Below are 21,727 nucleotides of genomic sequence, written 5' to 3'. Positions count from 1 at the left end.
CGTGCCGATCGGATGTCAGGCGGCGAGGCGTTCAAGCTGCGCGACGCGGTTCATCGCGTTGTGCAGCAGCATCAGCAGGCCGAGGCGGTTGAGCCGCAGGTCGGACTGGTCGGCATTCACCATCACGCCGTCGAAGAAGGCGTCAACGGGCTCGCGCAGTGCGGCCAGGGTCTGCAGCGATGCGGTGTAGTCGCCTTCGTCGAACTGCGCGTCGGCCTTCGGCACGATCTGCCGCATGGCCGCATGGAGCGCCTTTTCGGCGGGCTCGTGCAGGAGCATTTCGCTCACATGGGCGTCGGCCTCGGGCGACTTCTTGAGGATGTTGCCGATGCGCTTGTTGGCGGCGGCGAGTGCCGGTGCTTCAGGCAGTGCGGCGAAGGCGCGCACGGCGGCGAGCAGCTTCGGCACCTCGCCGAGGCGCTGGGGACGCGGTGCAAGCACGGCCTCGACCTCTTGCGCACTGGCGCCCTGCTCGCGCAGGCTGCCGGCGAGGCGGTCGTAGATGAAGGCTTCGAGCGCATCGGTCGGGTCGGTCAGCGCGACGTCGCCGGCCTTGGGTGCACCGAAGGCTGCGAAAGCCTCGCCGAGCACGCCACGCAGTTCGAGCGGCAGGTTGCGCTCCGTCAGCATGCGGATCACGCCGAGCGCATGCCGGCGCAGCGCAAAGGGGTCGCGGTCGCCGGTCGGCAGGTTGCCGATGCCGAACATGCCGACGAGGGTTTCGAGCTTGTCGGCCAGCGCGACCACGACGCCGGCGGGATTGCGCGGCAGCTCGTCGCCGGCAAAGCGCGGCTTGTAGTGGTCTTCGATGGCGTCCGCCACGGCCGCGTCGAGCCCGTCGTGCAGCGCGTAGTAGCGGCCCATGATGCCCTGCAGCTCGGGAAACTCGCCGACCATGTCGGTGACGAGGTCGGCCTTGGCGAGTTGTGCGGCCTGTGTGGCCTGGCGTGCCAGCGTGGCATCGCCGAGCTGTTCCGCGAGTCCGCGCGCGATGCGCATCACGCGCTCCACGCGCTCGCCCTGCGTGCCGAGCTTGTTGTGATAGACCACCTTGGCCAGCGATTCGACGCGCGAGGCCAGCGACTTCTTGCGGTCCTGGTCGAAGAAGAACTTGGCATCGGCCAGGCGCGGGCGCACCACGCGCTCGTTGCCGCCGACCACGGCGCTCGCATCGTCGGGGCGGATGTTGCTGACGACCAGGAACTTGTTGGTCAGGCGGCCGGCTGCGTCGAGCAGGGGGAAGTACTTCTGGTTGGCCTTCATCGTGAGGATGAGGCACTCCTGCGGCACATCGAGAAACTCGCGCTCGAACTCGCAGATCAGCACGTTCGGGCGCTCGACCAGCGCGGTGACTTCATCGAGCAGCGCGTCGTCGAGGATCGGCTGCGTGCCACCGCCCACCTTGACGGCGGCGTCGGCCAGCTGGCGTGCGATTTCGGAGCGGCGCGCCTCGAAGCCGGGGATGACGGCGCCGTCGTCCGTCAGTTGCTCGGCGTAGTGGTTGGCGTCGCGCAGCACAATGGGATCGACCGTGGCTTCGAAGCGGTGGCCGTGCGTCTCGCGTCCGGCCTTCAGGCCCAGCGCCTCGACCGGAACAATCGTGTCGCCGTGCAGCGCGACCAGGCCGTGCGCGGGGCGCACGAAGCTCACGCTGCTCCAGCCCGGCAGCTCGCAGCCGGTTTCGAGCTGGTAGCTCATGACCTTCGGGATCGGCAGCTTGGCGATCGCCTCGGCCAGCGCCTTCTGCAGGCCTTCGGCCAGCGTCGCGCCCTTGGCGGTGCTCTCGAAGAACAGCGCTTCGGCCTTGCCGTCCATCGCGCGGCGCAGCCCCGGCACGGCCGACGCATCGGCACCCAGCGCACCCAGGCGCTTGAGCAGCGCGGGCGTTGCGTTGCCCGAGGCATCGAGTCCCACCGTCACCGGCATGAGCTTCTGCGACACGGCCTTGTCGGCGGCCTGCGCGAGCACATCGGTCAGGTGCGCAGCGAGGCGGCGCGGCGAGGCGTAGGCGGTCAGCACCGAGCCGGCATCGGCCAGTCCTTGTGCGACGAGCTGATCGCGCAACACGGAGGCAAAGGCATCGCCGAGTTTCTTCAGCGCCTTGGGCGGGAGTTCCTCGACGAAGAGTTCGACGAGCAGGTTGTTCTTGCTTGTGGTCATCGCTCAGGCCGCCTTCTTCGTGATCTGTGCGACCCACTCGCGCGGCGCCATCGGGAATCCGAGCCGTTCGCGGCTCTCGTAGTAGCTCTGCGCGACGCTGCGCGCGAGATTGCGGATGCGGCCGATGTAGGCCGCGCGTTCGGTCACGCTGATCGCGCCGCGCGCGTCCAGCAGGTTGAAGCTGTGCGCGGCCTTGAGCACCTGCTCGTAGGCCGGCAGCGCGAGTTGTTGTTCCATCAGGTTCTTCGCCTGCTTCTCATGCGCGGCAAAGGCGGTGAAGAGGAAGTCGGCGTCGCTGTGCTCGAAGTTGTAGGTCGACTGCTCGACCTCGTTCTGCTTGTAGACGTCACCGTAGCTGAGCCCGTCGGTCCACGTCAGGTTGTAGACGTTGTCCACGCCCTGCAGGTACATCGCGAGCCGCTCCAGCCCGTAGGTGATCTCGCCGGTGATCGGCCGGCAGTCGATGCCGCCGACCTGCTGGAAGTAGGTGAACTGCGTGACTTCCATGCCGTTGAGCCAGACCTCCCAACCAAGCCCCCACGCGCCGAGCGTCGGGTTCTCCCAGTCGTCCTCGACGAAGCGGATGTCGTTCTTCTTGAGATCGAAGCCCAGCGCTTCAAGCGAACCCAGGTACAGCTCGAGGATGTTGCTCGGCGCCGGCTTGAGCACCACCTGGTACTGGTAGTAGTGCTGCAGGCGGTTCGGGTTCTCGCCATAGCGCCCGTCCTTGGGCCGGCGGCTGGGCTGTACATAGGCAGCCTTCCACGGCTCCGGCCCGAGTGCCCGCAGGAAGGTGGCCGTGTGCGAAGTGCCCGCGCCGACCTCCATGTCGTACGGTTGCAGCAGCGCGCAGCCCTGGTCGGCCCAATAGGCCTGAAGCTTGAGAATGATTTGTTGGAAGGTCAGCATGTCAGCCCTGGGTGGCCGCGGCAGGGAAGAGCCCCACGCGGCGAACCAATCATTTTAAGAGCCAGCCAGCCGGCCCCTCCTCTTGCAGAAATACCGCGGATCCGGCTTCCGCCGGTCCGCCGGTATTGCCCCCTGCAAGGGGGAAGGCGTAGCGACACGAAGTGCGCGAAGCCTGGGGGTGAGCTAGTACTCCCAGAAAATGCGCTGCAGCTCCTTGGTGTCGCTGGTCTTGGTCAGCGCCACCATCGCGAGGATGCGCGCCTTCTGCGGGCGCAGGTCATGCGCCACCACCCAGTCGTACTTGTCGTCAGGCTGCTCGGCGTTGCGGATCACGAAGCCGTCCGGCACGCGCGAACTGCGAATCACGAGGATGCCGTCGCCGCGCACCTTCTGCAGCACCGGCACGATGCGGTCCGCCACCGAGCCGTTGCCGGTGCCGCCATGGATCAGCGCCTTGATGCCGCTCTTGGCCAGCGCGTCGATGGCCGTCGCCGGCACGCCCTCGTAGCCGTAGGCGATCTCGACCGGCGGCAGCGCGTTGATGGTGTCGATGTCGAACTCCGACTGCATCGTGTGGCGCTTGACTGGTGCGCGGAACCAGTAGTTGCGGCCCTCGACCACCATCCCGAGCGGGCCCCATTGGCTCTTGAAGGCCTCGGTCTTGATGTTGACGGTCTTGCTGACGTCGCGGCCGGTGTGGATCTCGTCGTTCATCGTCACGAGCACGCCCTTGCCGGCGGCGTCCTTGCTGGCCGCGACGTTCACCGCGTCGAACAGGTTGAGCGCGCCGTCGGCCGAGAGCGCGGTGCCCGGGCGCATGGAGCCGACCACGATGATCGGCTTGGACGTGTGCACGGTGAGGGTCAGGAAGTAGGCCGTCTCCTCGAGCGTGTCGGTGCCGTGCGTGATGACGATGCCGTCGACGTCGGGCTGCTTCGCGAGCGCCGAGACGCGCTTGGCCAGCACCAGCAGGTTGTCGTTGGTCAGGCTTTCAGAGGCGATCTGGAAAACCTGCTCGCCGCGGATGCTGGCCACTTTCGAGAGCTCGGGCAGGCCCGCAATGAGCTTGTCGACCGGCACCTTGGCCGCCGAGTAGGTGGCGCTGTTGACGGCCGAAGCCCCGGCGCCGGCGATGGTCCCTCCGGTCGCGAGGATCACGACGTTGGGCAGGGCGGTCTGCGCCTGGGCAATGGCGCTGGCCGCGAGCAAGGCGGCCGCACCGGCGAAGGCGCGAATTCGGGTGGCGAAGTACATAGGGACTCCTGTGGTGTCGAGGGCCGAAACGATACGGGAAGCATGCCGTCGCGGCGCACCCCTGCGATGCCCGGTGTGCATGCGGTCATGCAGTCCGCTCGCAAGCATGCTGCGGTGCAGCGTTTCGGGCAAGCGCTACCATCGCCACGCGGCACGACCCGCCGAAAACGATGACCTCCGACGCCCTTTCCCCCGCAGCCGTGGATGCGCAACAGATGCCGGCGCCCAGTGGCCCGCTGTCGCGCGCACGGCCCGGACGCGAGCGCATCCTGGCCGCGATCCGCACGGCGGCCATCGCCGAATTCAGCCTGCACGGGCTCAAGGGCGCCTCGACGCAGGCCATCGCGGCGCGCGCGGGCCTGACCAAGCCTCAGCTCCACTACTACATCCCCGGCAAGGAAGAGCTGTACGAAGAGCTGCTCATGCAGGTGCTGCACGACTGGAAGGTGGTGTTCTCGTTCGAGAACCATGCGGGCGACCCGGGCGCGGTGCTGGGCGAGTACATCCGCAAGAAGCTGGACCACGCCTTCGACAGCCCGGAGATCTCGCGCATCTTCACGCGGGAGGTGCTGGACGGCGGGCGCAACCTCGAACGCTACTGGCCCAATGCACGGGCGTGGACGCAGAAGAAGGTCGACATCATCAACGGCTGGATCGCCCGCGGGCTGATGCGGCCGCTGGACGCGCGCCTGCTGCTGATGCACATCTGGGCCATGACCCAGAGCTACGCCGACTACGCGCTGCAGACGCGCGTGATGCTGGGGCTGCCGACGGATGCGCCGATCGACCGCGAGCCGATCGCTCGCGAGCTGGTGGCGTTCGTGCTGGGCGGCTGCGGCATCAAGCCCTAGTCCCGCTTCCTTCCCGCCGAGAGGATTCGCTCCCCCGTTTGGTGCAACGGGATTGGCACGTCGCTTGCATAACCTGACCACTTGCTCTGATTAAGCGGTCAAACACACCATGCGAGTGCTCGTCGTCTACTGCCACCCGGTCGAAACCAGCTTTCATGCAGCGCTGCACCAGGAAGTGCTGCGCAACCTGCGCGCCGCCGGCCATGAGGTGGACGACTGCGATCTCTATGCCGAAGGCTTCGACCCCGTGCTCTCGCGCGAGGAGCGCCTGGGCTACCACGAGGTGCCGGGCAACCAGTTGCCTCTGAAGCCCTACGTCGAGCGGCTGCAGTGGGCCGAGGGCATCGTGTTCTGCTTTCCGACGTGGTGCTTCGGCCTGCCCGCCATGCTGAAGGGCTACTTCGACCGCCTCTTCATGCCCGGCGTCGCCTTCGATCTCAGCGACCCGGCCAACGTGAAGCCGATGCTGACGAACATCCAGCGCGTCTCCGCCGTCGTGACCTACGGCCGCCCACGCTGGGTCGCCTGGTACATGGGCGACCCGCCTCGCAAGATCGTCACGCGCTACATGCGGCGCCTCACCGGCAAGCAGGCGCGGGTCGACTACCACGCGCACTACCACATGAACGTGGCGACCGAGCCCCAACTGAAGCGCTTCATGCAGCGCGTCGGACGCGCGATGGCCCGCTTCGCCTGAGCGCTGCCCCTTTCCCTCCACAGGACCACCCCATGCTCCACGGCTACATCCCGCCCCACCGTTTCCTGCCCTACCTGAGCTGGACCGAGATCGACGCGCTGCCCGACCGCGAGAACACGGTGATCGTGCTGCCTTGCGGCGCGATCGAACAGCATGGCCCGCACCTGCCCTGCTCGGTCGACAGCGTCATCGCGTCGGGCGTGATGGGCAAGGCGCTCGAACGCCTGCCCCCCGAGGTGCGCGCCTTTGCACTGCCGACCATCACCTACGGCAAGTCGGAAGAGCACCTGCACTTCCCCGGCACGATGACGCTGACCGGCACCACGCTGCTGTCGACGGTGATCGAGATCGGCGAGTCGGTCTATCGCTCGGGCTTTCGCAAGCTGCTGTTCGCCAACGGGCACGGCGGGCAGCCGCAGGTGCTGGAGATGGCGGCGCGCGAACTGCGTCTGCGGCATGGCGATTTCGTCGTGGTGCCGCATGGCGTGTCGCGCCTGCCGAACGCATCGAGCAAGCAGATCAGCGAGCAGGAGAAGCGGCTCTCGATGCACGCCGGCCACTCCGAGACGGCGCTGATGCTGGCCTTGGCGCCCGACACGGTGCACATGGAACGTGCGGCCGCCAACTTCCCGCCGCCCTTCCCGATCAAGCTGCTGTCGGCCGACGGCCGCCCCGCCTGCGCATGGACCGCGCGCGACTTCGGCCCCAGCGGCGTGATCGGCGACCCGACCAGCGCCACGCGCGAACAGGGCGAGGAGATTCTGGACACGCTTTCCGCGAGCTGGGTGCAGGCGCTGACCGAACTGCATGCGCTGCGCTGGGTCGTGCGCGAGGAAGCGACCTGGGGCCGTGGCCATGAGCAGGGCTTCATCCAGTCGTCCTCGCGCCCGGACGCCGCGCTCGCGGCCTGAGGCCCGCTCCTTGCATCCGTCGCCCCTTTTCTTCATCCGTCGTTTTCAACAGAGGTCCCACACCATGCGCAAACCCTTCGCCTTCCGCTTCGGTTCCCTGGCCGCTGCTGCAGCACTCGCCTTCGCGGCGGCCGCACCCGCACAAGCCCAGGACAAGTTCACCTACATGACGAACTGGTACGCGCAGGCCGAGCACGGCGGCTTCTACCAGGCGGTCGCGCAGGGCATCTACAAGAAGTACGGGCTCGACGTGACGATCAAGATGGGCGGCCCGCAGGTCAACATCACGCAGATGATGGCTGCCGGGCAGGCCGACTGCATCATGGGATCGAGTGACATCCAGATGATGCAGGTGCGCGAAGGCGGCGTGCCGGTGGTCAACGTGGCGGCCTTCTTCCAGAAGGACCCGCAGGTGCTGATCGCGCACGACGACGTCAAGAAGTTCGAGGACCTGAAGGGCAAGACCATCCTGATCGGCTCGCAGGCCAACCGTGGCTATTGGCCCTGGCTGAAGGCCAAGTTCGGCCTCACCGATGAACAGACGCGCCCCTACACCTTCAACATCCAGCCTTTCGTCGCGGACAAGAACACCGCGCAGCAGGGCTACCTGACCTCGGAGCCCTACGCCATCCAGAAGGCCGGCGTGAAGAGCACGGTGCTGATGTTCAGCGACCACGGCTTCCCGGCCTATGCGACCACCGTGTCGTGCATGGACAAGACCGTGAAGGAGCGCAGCAAGCAGGTGGCCGCCTTCATCAAGGCTTCTGCCGAGGGCTGGAAGAGCTATCTCGCCGACCCGGCGCCCGCGAATGCACTGATCAAGAAGGACAACCCCAACATGACCGACGACCAGCTCGCCTACAGCGTGGCGAAGCTGAAGGAGATGGGCATGGTCACTGGCGGCGACGCGGCCACGCAGGGCATCGGCGTGATCACCGATGCGCGCACCAAGGCGAGCTACGACTTCCTCGTGTCGGCCAAGCTGCTGGACCCTGCCAAGGTCGAGATCGCCAAGACCTACACCACCGAATTCGTGAAGGACGCGAAGGTCCTGCCCTGAAACACCGGAGGCTACGGCCTCCCTCGAAAGGCTCTGCATGAACGACAACGAATCCGCTGCCTACGCACTGCCGCCGCAGCCGGTCGAAGCCTCGACCGCCATGCCGGCGGTTGAAGTGCTCTCCGCCGAGAAGACCTATCCGAACGGCACGCAGGCCTTGCTGCCGGTCGACCTCACCATCGCGGAAGGCGAGTTCGTCACCCTGCTCGGCCCCTCGGGCTGCGGCAAGAGCACCTTGCTCAAGATGGTTGCCGGCATGCTGGAGCCGACCGACGGCCGGCTGTTGCTCTGGCGCAAGCCGGTGCAGCAGATCGACGAGAGCGGCAAGCGCATGGCCTTCGTGTTCCAGTCGCCGACGCTGATGCCGTGGGCCAGCGTGCGCACCAACGTGCGCCTGCCGCTGGACCTGGCCGGCGTGCCGCGCAAGGAGGCCGATGCGCGTGTCGCGGAGGCGCTGGAGCTGGTGGGGCTCGACAAGTTCGCGTCGGCCCTGCCGCGTGCGCTGTCGGGCGGCATGCAAATGCGCGTGTCGATCGCGCGCGGCCTCGTGACGCAACCCGACCTGCTGCTGATGGACGAGCCTTTCGGTGCGCTCGACGAGATCACGCGCCACAAGCTGGATTCGGAGCTGCTCGATCTCTGGCGCAAGAAGAAGCTCACGGTGATCTTCGTGACGCACTCGATCCACGAGGCAGTGTTCCTGTCGAGCCGCGTGATCATGATGGCGGCGCGGCCGGGCCGCGTGGTGGAGCAGTTCCGGATCGACGAACCCTATCCGCGCAGTGCCGACTTCATGGTGTCGCCGCAATTCAGCCGCTATGCGAAGAAGCTGCAGGACAGCCTGCTGCGTGCAAGCAGCGCACATGACGAGGTGGCGGCATGAGCGCGCTGGCACCTGCGAGCATCGCGGCCACTTCGCCAGTCGCGCCCACTCCTTCTGCACCACCATCCGCATCGGCAAGGCCACGGCCCGTGGTGCCCGCGCCGGCCGAGCGGAAGGCCGTGCGCACGCCCCTTCTGCAACAGCCGGGCGTGCAGCGCGTGATGTACCCCTTGCTGGTCGGCGTGGTGCTGGTCGCGCTGTGGCAGGGACTGGTCACCGCGATGGAGCTGCCGCCCTATCTGGTGCCCTCGCCCTACCTGATGATGCAGACGCTGGTGACCGACTGGGTGCCGCTGGGCATGGCCTTGCTGGTGACCTTGAAGATCACCGTGCTGTCCTTCGTGGTCGCGACCATCGCCGGCGTGCTGATCTCCTTCCTCTTCGTGCAGAGCAAGCTGATCGAGACGGCCCTCTTCCCCTATGCCGTGCTGCTGCAGGTGACGCCGATCGTGGCCGTCGCGCCGCTCATCATCATCTGGGTGAAGAACCCGACCGCGGCGATGGTCGTGTGCGCAGCGCTGGTGGCGCTGTTTCCGATCATCAGCAACACCACGCTGGGGCTGCGCAGCATCGAACCCGACTTGCAGAGCTACTTCAAGCTGAACCGCGCGACGCGCTGGCAGCAGCTGGTGCGCCTGCGGATCCCGAGCGCGCTGCCCTACTTCTTCGGCGGGCTGCGCATCTCCAGCGGCCTGGCGCTGATCGGTGCGGTGGTGGCGGAGTTCGTGGCCGGCACTGGCGGATCTGGTGCGGGGCTGGCCTATCAGATCCTGCAGGCAGGCTTCCAGCTCAACATTCCGCGCATGTTCGCTGCGCTGCTGCTGATTTCGCTGACCGGCGTCGCGCTCTTCGTGCTGATGGCCTGGCTCACCAAGCTCGCGCTCGGCTCCTGGCATGCGAGCGAACTCTCACATGATTGATTTGATGAACGCCCCCGTTTCCGCCATCGAGCGCCTGCACCTCGAACTGCCCGAGCTCGACTGGATCACCGACCCGGGCCGCATCGCGCGGCTGTCGCAGGACTTCGCCTGGTTCAGCCCCGTGCTGGATCGGCAACTGAAAGACAAGCGCGCCGACGCCGTCGTGCGGCCACGCACCGAGGACGAGATCCGCGCGCTGGTGAGCGCCTGCGCGCGCCTCAACGTGCCGATCACCATCCGCGGCAGCGGCACCGGCAACTACGGCCAGACCACACCGCTCGCGGGCGGCGTGGTGCTGGACTTGACGGGCTACAACGCCGTGCAATGGGTGCAACCCGGCGTGGCACGCGCGCAGGCGGGCATCCGCCTGGGTGAGTTGGAAAAGCACACCAAGGCGTCCGGGCAGGAGTTGCGCTGCGTGCCTTCGACGTATCGCAGCGCGACATTGGGCGGCTTGTTCGGCGGTGGCTTCGGCGGCGTGGGTTCGATCAACTACGGCCCCCTCGCGGCGCCGGGCAACGTGCTGGGGCTGCGCGCGATGACAATCGAGCCCGAGCCGCAGGTCTTCGAGCTGCGCGGCGAGGAAGCGCTCCGCATGCACCACCTCTGGGGCACCAACGGGCTCGTGCTGGAACTCGAAGTGGCACTGGCGCCGGCCCATCCCTGGCTCGAAAGCCTCGTGGTCTTCGAATCGTTCGACGAGGCGCTGGGCTTTGCGGACGCGCTGGCGCATGCGCCCGGTATCGTGAAGCGCGAGGTGGCGTTCTTCGCGAGCCCCGTACCCGACCATCTCGCGCAACTCGCCGAGCACTTGCCGAAGGGTTGCCATGCGGTGTTGTCGCTGGTGGCTGAATCGTCCGAGGACCCGCTGGGCCAGCTCGTGCGAACGCATGGCGGCACGATGAGCTATCGCAAGACGGCCGAGGAGGTGCGCAAGAGCAATCGCACCCTCATGGAGTTCACCTGGAACCACACGACGCTGCATGCGCTGAAGGTCGACAAGACGCTGACCTACCTGCAGAGCAGCTTCGTCCCGGGCCAGCATGTGCAGCAGATCAAGGAAATGGAAGCGCTCTTTGCCGGCGAGGTGCTGATGCACGCCGAGTTCCTGCGCAACCTCGATGGATTGATCACCTGCAGCGCGCTCCAGCTCGTGCGCTTCACGACCGAGGAACGCCTCGACGAGATCATCCGCATGCACCGCGAGCGCGGCGTGCGCATCAACAACCCGCATGTCTTCATCGTCGAGGACGGGAAGGCGGGCGGGGCCTTGCCGGCCGAGATCATCGAGATGAAGAAGCGCTTCGACCCGCAAGGGCTGCTGAACCCCGGAAAGCTGCGCGACTGGCCTGTGCGCAAGTGACGACCGCGCCGGTCGCCGCCTAGGTTCAGGCGGCGCGTCGGCGGCGGAAGGTCAGCGTCGCGGCGACCACCAGCAGCGCGGCGCCCCATAGCGGCCACAGCCGGAAGCGCGACACCCACATGGCGTAGGGCGTGAGCCCTGAGCGGCCTTCGACCTCGGCCTCCAGCACGCCGCGCGTGAGGCGCGGCAACTCGTGCGTGACGCGGCCGCGATGGTCGATAACCACCGTCGCGCCCGTGTTGGTCGAGCGCACCATCGGCCGCTGGAACTCCAGCGCCCGCATGCGCGAGATGGCGAGATGCTGGTCGATGGCGATCGAGTCGCCGAACCACGCGATGTTGCTCACGTTGAGCAGGACGGTCGGCGCGTCCGCCTCGTTGCGGAAGTTCGCGCCGATCTCATCGCCGAACAAGTCCTCGTAGCAGATGTTGGGTGCGATGCGCTGGCCCTGCCAGGCAAAGGGCGCCTGGGCGAGACCACCGCTGCGGAAGTCGCCCAGGGGAATGTTCATCATGTCCGTGAACCACCGGAACATGTGCGGAATGAACTCGCCGAAGGGCACGAGGTGATGCTTTTCGTAGCGGTAGGGCGTGGCTTCGCCGGGCTTGAAGCCCAGCACGGCGTTGCTGTAGGACTGGCCGTCGCCCATCGGAAGGCCCACGATGGCCGCCTGGGTGCCGCTGGCGTACCGCGCAGCGATGGCCTCGAGGTAGCCGGGCGGCAATTGCGAGGGCAGCAGGGGCAAGGCGGTTTCGGGCGTGATGACGAGCGGCGCGGTGGCCTTCTGGAGTTGCTCGCCATACCAGCGCAGCGCCGTCACGACGCCGCCGCTGGGGATGAACTTTTCGTCCTGCGGGATGTTGCCCTGGAGCAGCGCGATGCTGATGCGCCCGCCCGAGCGGTCGGCATCGTCGGCGGGCGTGCCGCGCAAGGTGCTGACGAGCACCGGCACGCAGAGCAGGACGAGCGCCACCGCCACAGGCGCGGCGAATGCGCGTCCGCGGGCATTGCGGAAGGCGAGCGCCGCGAGCGTCGCGATGCCGGCCGCGACGGCACCGATGCCGTAGACGCCAAGCCATGGCGCGTAGACGGCGAGCGGTCCATCGACGTGCGCGTAACCGCCAGCACCCCATGGGAAGCCGGTGAACCAGCTGCCGCGCAGCAGCTCGCCGAGCGTCCAGAGCGCGGCGAAGAAGGCTGCGGCCCGCAAGGGGCTCGGCGGAGCAAAAGCCACGAACAAGGCACACGCCAGCGCGTAGTACAAAGCCAGCGCTGCGGAGAGCGCGAGCACTGCGATCGCGGCGAGCGGCGCTGCAAGCCCCCCGTAGGTATGCATCGAGATGAAGAGCCACCAGAAGGTGCCGCAGAGCCAGGCCGTCGCGAACAGCCAGCCGTAGAGGGCGCCGCTGCGCAAGGGCCGCCGAGCGCCGGCGCCCGAACGCAATGCATCGAGTTGCCAGACCAGCGCAGCAAGCGAGAGCAGTTGCAGCCACCACAGCGGCTGGCCGTTCCACGGTGCGGCAATGGAGGCGGCCTGCGCAAGACCGGCCAGGCCGAAGCCCAGCGCGCGAATCAGCGTTTTCAATCGGCCGCGTCGTCGCCGCGTGCGGGCGACACCTTGAACCAGCGGACCGCGCCGCCCTTCGTGTGCAGCACGACGAAGTCGAAGGCGCCGAGCGCGTAGTGCTCGCCGCGCTTGGGTACATGGCCCATCTCGTGCGCGATCAGGCCGCCGATGGTGTCGAAGTCCTCGCTGAGCGCCTCTTCGTCGAAGGTGATGCCGAAGGCCTCGGCCACGCGCTCGATCGGTGTGTCGCCCGACACGCGGTAGGTGTGGTCCGCGAGGCCGAAGATGTCGCCTTCGTCCTCGGCGATGTCGAACTCGTCCTCGATCTCGCCGACGATCTGCTCGAGCACGTCCTCGATGGTGATGAGGCCGGCCACGCGGCCGAACTCATCAATGACGATCGCGAGGTGATTGCGATTGCCGCGGAACTCGCGCAGCAGGTCGTTCAGCCCCTTGCTCTCGGGCACGAAGGTCGCGGGGCGCAGCAGGGCGCGGATGTTCAGGCCCGGTGCGCGCTGCAGCTTGAGCAGGTCCTTCGCGAGAAGGATGCCGATGATGTTTTCCTTTTCGCCCTCGTAGACGGGAAAGCGCGAGTGGGCGGTGTCGATCACCAGGTGCAGCAGCGCGTCGAAGGGCGCGTCGATGTTGACCAAGTCCATGCGCGGCGCGGCCACCATCACGTCGCCGGCGGTCATGTCGGCCATGCGGAGCACACCTTCGAGCATGACGCGTGATTCCGCGCCGATCACGTCGTTGTCCTCGGCATCGGCGAGCGTTTCGATCAGCTCGTCGCGCGAGTCGGGCCCGGGATGGATGAATTCGGCGAGCTTCTGAAGAAAGCTGCGCTTGTCTTCGCGTTCGACGGGCGCGCGTTCAGGGTGAGGGTCTGCCACTGCGGGAGGGCTTAGTTGGGGGACTACAAGCATACATGAGGCACCCCCGTTGCTTGCTCACTTCGTGTAGCCGCCTCCCCCCTCAAGGGGGCGTGGCCTGCGGACCGGCGGAGCCGGATCCGCGGCCACCTGCGAACGCGGCGCGCTTCGCGCGGCCACTCGCCGGGGGCACAGCCCTGCGAACCTGGCTAGGGGGAGGACTTTTCTCTTGCGGCTCGGACGCCGCTGCGGATTTCCTGGAGTTCGGCCAGGAAGGCCCAGAACTGCTTGGCGCGGGTCTTGAGTTGATAGTCGACCTGGGCGAAGTGCTGCAGGGCGATTTCGCTCATGCGGCTGTCGAAGGTGGCCGCAGGGAGTTCGAGGTGGGCTTCGGATTCGGAACCGCTGCGCACGACGGTCGCGCCGGCGTTGCGGGCGATCTTGAGCATGGCGGCGTTCTCGCTCAGGGCGTGGATGAACAGCATGCCGACGCCTTCGTTGCGGGCGACCACGACGGCGCGCTCGAACAGGCGGGCACCGTAGCCGCGGCCGCGGGCGTGCTCAGCGACGGAGACGCCGAACTCGGCGCAGTCCTGCTGCTGTTCAGCGGGCGCGAAGGCCAAGTGGGCCATCGCGATGAGGTCGAGCCGGCGGTTGTAGATGCCGAAAAGCTCGTCGCGCTCGAAATCGAGGCCGTCGACGTAGCGGCGAATCTGCTCGTCGGACGCTGCATAGCCGAAGCGCAGGTAGCGGTCGTGCGGTGCGAGCGCGAGCAGGTGTTGCGCGATGCGGTCACGCTCGCGCGGGCCGATCGAACGGATCGGCACCATCACAGGGGTTGGCGCGGCGGCGCGCGGCTGCGCCTCAACCATCGGCGCCTTGAGGAACGAGCCGACGCCGAGTGAGGCTAGAAAGAGGGCCTTGGCGGTAAGCATGCATCGAATATAAGGGTTTTCCCTAGACTCACAAGACCGTAGGGACTCCCTGAGGCTTCATTGGTGAACAAGTACCCAAAAAAGAACGATGCCGTTACAAATCGTCGTCAAACGGGCACTGCGGTCGTTGCCTTCACCCGGTCGAGCACGAAACTGGTCTTGCAGTCTTGCACGCTGGGGTGTTTGAGCAGGGTGTCCATGATGAAACGGCTGTAATGGGCCATGTCGGCCACGACGACGCGCAAAAGGTAGTCCATCTCTCCGGTCAGCGCTGCGCATTCGACGACTTCCGGCCAAGTCTGAACGCTGGCGCGGAACAAGTCCATCGGGTTGCGCTTGTGGCTTTCGGTGTGCTTTTCGAGCCGGACGTTGAGGTAGGCCGTGAGCCCCAAGCCAACCGATTCGGGCTTGACGAGGGCAACGTAGCGATCGATCACGCGCGTTTCCTCCAGGCGCTTGACCCGTCGCAGCACCGCGCTGGGGGAGAGGCTGACCTGCTCCGCCAACTGGTCGTAAGTGGCGCGCCCATCGATCTGCAGGGTGCGAAGAATGTGGCGATCGATCTTGTCCAGTGCGTCCATGATTGGATTTTCGCAGGATTCTTGCGTTTCTGCAGCAAACCAGGCGCAATAACGCCGGAATCATGATGACGGACGCTTTTACAGTTCAACACGGGCGCTGCAGACCCGCAGCGCGACACTGAATCCCCCCACCCCGCCCTATCGGAGACACGCCATGAGCACCAACGACGAATCTGCTTTCACGCCCTGGGAGAACCCGATGGGGACCGACGGCTTCGAGTTCATCGAATACGCCGCACCCGATCCCGCCGCGATGGGCAAGGTCTTCGAGCAGATGGGCTTCAAGCCGATCGCCAAGCACCGCCACAAGAACGTGCTGCTGTATCGCCAGGGCACGATCAACTTCATCATCAATTCGGAGCCGGACTCCTTCGCGCAGCGTTTCGCGCGCCAGCATGGTCCGAGCATCTGCGCGATCGCGTTCCGCGTGCAGGACGCCAAGGCCGCCTACGAGCGAGCCATCTCGCTGGGTGCATGGGGCTTCGCGCCCGGCGCCGGCCCGGGCGAACTGAACATCCCCGCCATCAAGGGCATCGGCGACAGCCTGATCTATTTCGTCGACCGCTGGCGCGGCAAGAACGGTGCGGCCCCTGGCGACATCGGCAACATCGGCTTCTATGACGTGGACTTCGAGGCGCTGCCCGGCCTGACGGCGATCGAAGCGCTCGCACCGAAAGGCCACGGCCTCACCTACATCGACCACCTGACGCACAACGTGCACCGCGGTCGCCTGAAGGAATGGGCGGACTTCTACGAGCGCCTCTTCAACTTCCGCGAGATCCGCTACTTCGACATCGAAGGACAGGTCACGGGCGTGAAGAGCAAGGCGATGACCAGCCCCTGCGGCAAGATCCGGATCCCGATCAACGAGGAAGGCAATGAAAAGGCCGGCCAGATCCAGGAATACCTGGACAGCTATCGCGGCGAAGGCATCCAGCACATCGCAATGGGTTCGCAAGACCTGGCGCATTCGGTCGACGCCTTGCGCGCTTCGGGCGTGAAGCTGCTGGACACCATCGACACGTACTACGAGCTGATCGACAAGCGCATCCCCGGTCACGGCGAGAACGTCGCCGAGCTGAAGAAGCGCAAGATCCTGGTCGACGGCAAGAAGGGTGCGCTGCTGCTGCAGATCTTCAGCGAGAACCAGCTCGGGCCGATCTTCTTCGAGTTCATCCAGCGCAAGGGCGACGATGGCTTCGGCGAAGGCAACTTCAAGGCGCTGTTCGAGAGCATCGAGCTCGACCAGATCCGCCGCGGCGTGCTGGCCGCCGCACAATAAAGCTCCCTCATATATATAGGAGCTTCGCATGCGCCCGACGTCTTCGCTTCGTTCTTCCCTCTGGATGGTGGCTGCGGCCCTGACGCTGGGAGGCTGCGCGATGACGCCGCGGCAAGGCGACACGACGTCGCGGCTCGACACGGTGCAGAAGGCGGGCGTGCTGCGCATCTGCACGCCCGGCGACTACCGGCCGTTCAGCTTCCAGAAGCCGGACACGAGCTACGAAGGCATCGACGTCGATCTCATGACCAGCTTCAGCGCGAGCCTCAACGCGAAGCCGGAGTGGATCAAGACGACTTGGGCCAATCTGCTGCCGGACCTCGCGGCCGGCAAGTGCGACATGGCGGTCGGCGGCGTGTCGGTCACCACCGACCGCCAGAAGCGCGCTTTCTTCAGCACGGCCTACATGGTCAACGGAAAGACGCCGATCGCGCGCTGCGCGGACGTGGCCAAGTACCAGACCGTGGAGCTGATCGACAAGCCGGAAGTGCGGGTGATCTTCAACCCGGGCGGCAGCAACGAGCGTTTTGCGCGTGCCAGTTTCAAGCGCGCCAAGCTCACGCTGCATGGCGAGAACGTGACGATCTTCGACGAGATCCTTGCGAACCGCGCCGATGTCTTCGTGACGGAATCGGCCGAGGCCATCACACAGCAGAAGCTCAAGCCGGGCCTCTGCGCGATCAACCCCGACAAGCCGCTGCAATACGGCGAGATGGCCTGGATGCTGCCGCGCGACGACGTGGCCTTCAAGGCCTATGTCGACCAGTGGCTGCACCTGTCGCTCGCGGGCGGCGAATTCCAGCGGACGATGGACCGCTGGCTCAAGTAATCAACCCAATGGAGCTTTGCATGGACACCCCCGCAGTTGCGGTCACGCCGGCCGTTTACGGCGAATCGGAGCGCCCGCCTCGCGGCGACTACTCGCGCGGGGGCGCCGTCCATGCCGACTACACCTGCCCGCAGGATTGGGCCAGCTACACGCCGGCCGACCACGACACCTATCGGCGTCTCTATGAACGCCAGGCAGCGCAGTTGCCCGGACTGGCTTGCGACGCCTTCATTGCCTCGCTGCCTTCGCTCGGCGTCAAGGACCGCATTCCACGCTTCGACGAGATCAACGAGCGGCTCTACAAGGCCACGCGCTGGGAAGTGGTTGCGGTGCCGGGACTGATCCCGGAACTGCCCTTCTTCACGCTGCTGGCGAATCGCAAGTTTCCGGTGACCGACTGGATCCGCAAGCCGGAGGAGTTCGACTACATCGTCGAGCCCGATGTCTTCCACGACCTGTTCGGCCACGTGCCGATGCTCTTCGATCCGACCTTTGCCGACTACGTGCAGCGCTACGGCCAGGGCGGCATCAAGGCGCATGCGCTTGGCGCGGGAGAGAAGCTCGCAAGACTTTACTGGTACACGGTGGAGTTCGGGCTCATTCGCCAGCCGGATGGTGTGCGGGCCTATGGCGCGGGCATCCTGAGTTCGGTGGGCGAGTTGCAGCACGCGGTGCGCAGCATGGAGCCGCATCGCCTGCCGCTCGACCTGCTGCGGACGATGCGCACGCGCTACAAGATCGACAGCTACCAAAGCACCTATTTCGTGATCGACAGCTTTGCGCAGCTGTTCGATCTGACGGCGCCCGACTTCACGCCGCTCTACGAGCAACTGGCGACGCAGCCGGACATCGAGGCGGGCGTGCTACTGCAGGGCGAATCCGGCGCCATGGCCTGAGCGATTCGCGAAACACTGCGCTTCAGTTGTCCAGAAGCGCGAGGGTTTCGCGCATGAGTCGAGAGTCGAAGGCCAGTTCCACGTGGGCCCGCCCCGGAACAAGGCGGTTGTCCGCTCCCGGCAGTGTGGCCACTGACGTGGGGAAGACGATGTTGTCGCAGTTGGAGTGCCAGCACGTGAACGGGACCTGCTGGGTGCTTGTCCGCTCGCCTTCGATTTTCTGGACCCATTCGCCGCCCATGCGCATCTCACGGCCGTTGACGGTACGACCGAAGCGCGCAAGCCACGTGCCTCGGTGCGGCGTGGCGATCGTGACAATGCGGTGCACGCGCTCGCCATCCGAGTCGCGCAACCAGGCCCTGGCGGCCAGGCCGCCCATGCTGTGGCAGATCAGCAGAGGCGGCTGGCCGGTCGCAGCGGTCACGCGGGCAATGGCGTCGTCGATGATCTCGACGTATTGATCGATGGAACCGAAGGCAGGCTCCAGAGTGACGGCCACAAACACACGCCCCGAAGCCTGCAACTTCCGCAGCCACGGATTCCAGAAGCCGCGGTTGCCGACGAAGCCATGGACCAGCACCGCACCACGGCGTGCATCGGGCTGGAGCTGGTCCGGGATGGACTTCGCACGAAAGGGCTGGCGCCAGCCGAAGACATACGGCGCCGCCACGCTCTCGGCCAGCCACGCGGCGATGTACTGGGTCGCGCTGCCACGAGGAATGGGATCCTGTCCGCTCACGCGGTAGCTGGCGAGGAACTCGAAAGCCAGGACGCCCGCATGAGCGCACGCCAGGACCAGAAGGCCTGCAACGGCAATGGCCGTCGAGCGCCCCCACCAGAAGGTCGTCCACGCGACGGCCACCACAAGCCAACCCACCACCAGACACCGCTGTAGACGCGCAATCATGTGCTCGACTATCGCATGCGTGACGCGTGCGGCGCCGCATTAGGACAAGCCCGCTGGCGGTCGGCATGAGCTCGCTTCGACAATCCGCGCCAAAGGAGACCGCATGCAGACATCAGTGCTACAGAACTACCCGGCCGGCGTGCCGCACGAAGTCCACCCCGAGCAATATCGCTCGCTGGGGCAGATGTTCGATGAGTCATTCAAGCGTTACGCCGAGCGCCCGTTTTCCGTCTGCATGGAGCGGTGGATGTCCTATGGCGAACTCGATGCCTTGTCGACGGCTGCCGGCGCATGGCTGCAGTCGCGCGGACTGGAAGCGGGGGCACGCGTGGCGATCATGCTGCCCAACGTGCCGCAGTTCCCGGTCACGATGTGCGGCGTGCTTCGCGCGGGCTACACCTGCGTCAACGTGAATCCGCTGTACACGGCGCGCGAGCTCGAACATCAACTCAAGGATTCGGGCGCGACCGCCATCGTCATTCTCGAGAACTTCGCAGCCACGCTCGAACAGGTGATCGACCGCACCGCCGTGAAGCATGTCGTGGTGGCGTCGATGGGCGATCTTCTCGGCGGGCTGTACGGCACGTGGATCACCATCGCCGTGCGGCACCTCGCGAAGATGGTGCCCGCCTACAAGCTGCCGCTGGACAATGGCAGGACCGTCACGCCGTTTTCCGAGATGATCGCGGAGGGCCGCGGCCGCACGCTGGCGGCTGACCCGAGCACGCTGGATTCGATCGCGTTCCTGCAATACACCGGCGGCACCACGGGCCTGTCGAAAGGTGCGGTGCTCACGCATCGCAACATCGTCGCTGCGACGCTCCAGGCCGAGGCATGGTTCACGCCGGCGCTTGCGCGTGCGGGCGACCTGTCGAAGGTCAACAGCATCGCTGCGCTGCCGCTGTATCACATCTTCGCCTTGACGTTGTGCCTGCTCGCGATCCGCCAGGGCTCACACCTGACGCTGATTCCCAACCCGCGCGACTTCGACAAGTTCATCGCAGTGTTGAAGAAGCGGCCCTTCCATATGCTGCCGGCGGTGAACACGCTCTTCAATGCCTTGCTGGTCCATCCCGAATTCAAGACCATCGATTTCTCGACCTTGTTCGTGTCCCAGGCCGGGGGTATGGCAGCGTCGGAGGGCACAGCCCGAAAGTGGTTCGAGGTCACCGGCTGTCCGATGATCGAAGGCTGGGGCATGAGCGAGACCTGCGCGATCGGCACGAACAATCCCGTATCGAACAGCGCGTTCACCGGCACCATCGGCTTGCCCTTGCCCGGCATCGAGATCGCGGTCAAGGATGACGAAGGACGATCGCTCCCCGTCGGCGAAGCAGGCGAACTCTGCATCAAGGGGCCTAACGTGATGACGGGTTACTACAACCAGCCCGCCGAGACCGCGGCGGCCTTCACACCGGACGGCTTCATGCGGACCGGCGACATCGCGGTGATGCAGGAAGATGGCTACAGCCGAATCGTCGATCGCAAGAAGGACATGATCCTAGTGAGCGGCTTCAACGTCTTTCCGAACGAGCTCGAGAATGTGATCTCGCTGTGCCCTGGCGTCATCGAATGCGCTGCGGTCGGTGTGCCCGACGAAAAGCAAGGTGAGGCCATCAAGGTTTTCGTGGTCCGCAAGGACACTTCCTTGACCGAGGATGCAGTCATGCGCTACTGCCACGACCAACTGACTGGGTACAAGCGACCGAAGCTCATCGAGTTTCGTGACGCCTTGCCCAAGACCAACGTCGGGAAGATTCTTCGTCGACAGTTGCGTGTGGGCGCGCAGGCTTGACGACCCTCGATGGCCTGCCGGCCCGGATGCTGGTTCTTGAACGTGGGTGGCTGTCGGCCAACAACATCGTCTTCGTCGGGCGTGACCAGACTGCGGTGGTTGACACTGGGTACGTCACTCATTCGGAGCAGACGCTGGTGTTGATCGACGCGGCGCTGGCCGGCCGACCGCTCGATCGGATACTGAATACGCATCTTCACAGCGACCATTGCGGTGGCAATGCCGCGCTGCAGGCGCGCTATCCAGGTGTCGAGACACGAATTCCTCCCGGAGAAGCCGCGTTGGTGCAAAGCTGGGACGAAGACGGTCTGAGTTTTCGAACCACTGGCCAGGCTTGCCCACGGTTTCGCTTCGATGCTCTGCTCCAGCCTGGCCACGAAGTCGTCCTGGGAGACATTCCATGGGAGATCCACGCCGCCCCGGGCCACGATCCGCATTCGGTCATCCTTTTTGAGCCGCGTTCACAGACCCTGATCTCCGCAGACGCGCTTTGGGAGAACGGTTTCGGGGTTGTTTTTCCCGAGCTGGCGGGAGAGCCGTCCTTCGATGAAGTCGCAGCGACGCTGGACTTGATCGAAGCGCTTGATCCGAAGCGGGTGATTCCGGGCCACGGGGCTATGTTCAACGACGTCGTCGGAGCCTTGGACTCGGCGAGAAGCCGCCTTGCCGTGTTCGCGGAGAACCCGATCAAGCATGCGTGGCATGCGGTCAAGGTGCTGGTCAAGTTCAAGCTGCTGGAAGCGCAGACCATGAGCGTCGAGGAATGGCAATCCTGGGTGCGGCAGACGCCTTATATCGACGCCATTCGCGCTCGCTTTTTTCCTGCGTCTTCACTGGAAGACCTGAGCGCAGAGGCATTGGCTGCGCTCGAGAAGGTTGGCGCGGCATTCGCCGATGCAGAGCGAATTCAGAATCGCTGAAGAGCTTTCGGAAACCTCCGCGCAGAACGCAAAAAAGCCCAGCCTTTGTGGGGCTGGGCTTTTCTGGGCTGTAAGAGCCTGACGATGACCTACTTTCACACGGGAACCCGCACTATCATCGGCGCTGAGGCGTTT

The 21,727-nt window shown here is 65.7% G+C and carries 20 protein-coding genes; 12 read left to right on the top strand and 8 right to left on the bottom strand.

From position 1 onward, the window contains the following. Positions 1-15: 15 nt before the first annotated feature. From glyS to QTH90_RS26100, 3 genes are all read right to left on the bottom strand, one after another. The gene (gene glyS / locus QTH90_RS26110; protein ID WP_286667478.1) at positions 16-2,160 is read right to left on the bottom strand and encodes a glycine--tRNA ligase subunit beta; all 2,145 of its coding nucleotides are present in this window, start codon (positions 2,158-2,160) and stop codon (positions 16-18) included. A 3-nt stretch (positions 2,161-2,163) separates the two neighbouring features. Continuing rightward, positions 2,164-3,069: a glycine--tRNA ligase subunit alpha gene (gene glyQ, locus QTH90_RS26105; RefSeq protein ID WP_286667477.1), complete on the bottom strand. Its 906-nt coding sequence runs from the start codon at positions 3,067-3,069 to the stop codon at positions 2,164-2,166. Positions 3,070-3,252: 183 nt separating this feature from the next. Beyond that, on the bottom strand, positions 3,253-4,323 hold the full coding sequence (locus QTH90_RS26100) for an asparaginase (protein ID WP_286667476.1): 1,071 nt from the start codon (positions 4,321-4,323) through the stop codon (positions 3,253-3,255). A 215-nt stretch (positions 4,324-4,538) separates the two neighbouring features. On the opposite strand from QTH90_RS26100, the gene QTH90_RS26095 reads away from it, so the two are divergent. The 7 genes from QTH90_RS26095 (at position 4,539) to QTH90_RS26065 (ending at position 11,008) form a co-directional block, all read left to right on the top strand. After that, complete coding sequence (locus QTH90_RS26095) at positions 4,539-5,174, top strand: TetR family transcriptional regulator C-terminal domain-containing protein (protein WP_444814769.1); 636 nt, start codon at positions 4,539-4,541, stop codon at positions 5,172-5,174. A gap of 109 nt (positions 5,175-5,283) precedes the next feature. Beyond that, complete coding sequence (locus QTH90_RS26090; RefSeq protein WP_286667474.1) at positions 5,284-5,871, top strand: NAD(P)H-dependent oxidoreductase; 588 nt, start codon at positions 5,284-5,286, stop codon at positions 5,869-5,871. 32 nt (positions 5,872-5,903) lie between these two features. Next, complete coding sequence (locus QTH90_RS26085) at positions 5,904-6,782, top strand: creatininase family protein (RefSeq protein WP_286667473.1); 879 nt, start codon at positions 5,904-5,906, stop codon at positions 6,780-6,782. Positions 6,783-6,846: 64 nt separating this feature from the next. Next, positions 6,847-7,842: an ABC transporter substrate-binding protein gene (locus tag QTH90_RS26080; protein ID WP_286667472.1), complete on the top strand. Its 996-nt coding sequence runs from the start codon at positions 6,847-6,849 to the stop codon at positions 7,840-7,842. A 37-nt stretch (positions 7,843-7,879) separates the two neighbouring features. Continuing rightward, entirely contained in the window at positions 7,880-8,725 is an 846-nt protein-coding gene (locus QTH90_RS26075) for an ABC transporter ATP-binding protein (protein WP_286667471.1), read from the top strand. Then, complete coding sequence (locus QTH90_RS26070) at positions 8,722-9,645, top strand: ABC transporter permease (RefSeq protein WP_444814763.1); 924 nt, start codon at positions 8,722-8,724, stop codon at positions 9,643-9,645. The genes QTH90_RS26075 and QTH90_RS26070 overlap by 4 nt, the downstream gene beginning before the upstream one ends. A gap of 4 nt (positions 9,646-9,649) precedes the next feature. Further along, entirely contained in the window at positions 9,650-11,008 is a 1,359-nt protein-coding gene (locus tag QTH90_RS26065; protein WP_286667470.1) for an FAD-binding oxidoreductase, read from the top strand. A 25-nt stretch (positions 11,009-11,033) separates the two neighbouring features. On the opposite strand, the gene lnt is transcribed toward QTH90_RS26065, so the two are convergent. The 4 genes from lnt to QTH90_RS26045 form a co-directional block, all read right to left on the bottom strand. Then, the gene (lnt, locus tag QTH90_RS26060) at positions 11,034-12,593 is read right to left on the bottom strand and encodes an apolipoprotein N-acyltransferase (protein WP_286667469.1); all 1,560 of its coding nucleotides are present in this window, start codon (positions 12,591-12,593) and stop codon (positions 11,034-11,036) included. After that, positions 12,590-13,468, bottom strand: coding sequence for a CorC family transporter (locus QTH90_RS26055; RefSeq protein ID WP_286667468.1), 879 nt, complete (start codon positions 13,466-13,468; stop codon positions 12,590-12,592). The genes lnt and QTH90_RS26055 overlap by 4 nt, the downstream gene beginning before the upstream one ends. A gap of 188 nt (positions 13,469-13,656) precedes the next feature. Further along, positions 13,657-14,382: a GNAT family N-acetyltransferase gene (locus QTH90_RS26050; protein ID WP_286667467.1), complete on the bottom strand. Its 726-nt coding sequence runs from the start codon at positions 14,380-14,382 to the stop codon at positions 13,657-13,659. A 107-nt stretch (positions 14,383-14,489) separates the two neighbouring features. After that, on the bottom strand, positions 14,490-14,963 hold the full coding sequence (locus QTH90_RS26045; protein WP_286667466.1) for an Lrp/AsnC family transcriptional regulator: 474 nt from the start codon (positions 14,961-14,963) through the stop codon (positions 14,490-14,492). 154 nt (positions 14,964-15,117) lie between these two features. Between QTH90_RS26045 and hppD the strand changes: the two genes are divergently transcribed. From hppD to phhA, 3 genes are read left to right on the top strand one after another with little or no spacing between them, the layout of a single operon-like run. Then, positions 15,118-16,245 (top strand): 4-hydroxyphenylpyruvate dioxygenase, encoded by a 1,128-nt coding sequence (gene hppD / locus QTH90_RS26040; protein ID WP_286667465.1) that lies wholly within the window; start codon positions 15,118-15,120, stop codon positions 16,243-16,245. A gap of 28 nt (positions 16,246-16,273) precedes the next feature. Continuing rightward, the gene (locus tag QTH90_RS26035) at positions 16,274-17,074 is read left to right on the top strand and encodes a transporter substrate-binding domain-containing protein (protein WP_286667464.1); all 801 of its coding nucleotides are present in this window, start codon (positions 16,274-16,276) and stop codon (positions 17,072-17,074) included. 20 nt (positions 17,075-17,094) lie between these two features. Next, entirely contained in the window at positions 17,095-17,970 is an 876-nt protein-coding gene (phhA, locus tag QTH90_RS26030; protein WP_286667463.1) for a phenylalanine 4-monooxygenase, read from the top strand. Positions 17,971-17,992: 22 nt separating this feature from the next. Here phhA and QTH90_RS26025 read toward each other — a convergent pair whose 3' ends face one another. Next, positions 17,993-18,877 (bottom strand): esterase/lipase family protein, encoded by an 885-nt coding sequence (locus tag QTH90_RS26025; protein ID WP_286667462.1) that lies wholly within the window; start codon positions 18,875-18,877, stop codon positions 17,993-17,995. Positions 18,878-18,980: 103 nt separating this feature from the next. Between QTH90_RS26025 and QTH90_RS26020 the strand changes: the two genes are divergently transcribed. Together QTH90_RS26020 and QTH90_RS26015 are read left to right on the top strand one after the other, a co-directional pair. Then, on the top strand, positions 18,981-20,672 hold the full coding sequence (locus tag QTH90_RS26020; protein WP_286667461.1) for an AMP-binding protein: 1,692 nt from the start codon (positions 18,981-18,983) through the stop codon (positions 20,670-20,672). 26 nt (positions 20,673-20,698) lie between these two features. Then, positions 20,699-21,592 carry an MBL fold metallo-hydrolase gene (locus QTH90_RS26015; RefSeq protein WP_286667619.1) on the top strand — a complete coding sequence of 298 codons (894 nt, stop codon included), beginning with the start codon at positions 20,699-20,701 and terminating at the stop codon, positions 21,590-21,592. Positions 21,593-21,727 lie beyond the last annotated feature (135 nt).

The sequence above is a fragment of the Variovorax flavidus genome (genome assembly GCF_030317145.1).
In the GTDB taxonomy this organism is placed as follows: domain Bacteria; phylum Pseudomonadota; class Gammaproteobacteria; order Burkholderiales; family Burkholderiaceae_C; genus Variovorax; species Variovorax flavidus.
Note: the sequence above shows the minus strand (reverse complement) of the source record. Positions and strands in the feature narration are given on the sequence as shown.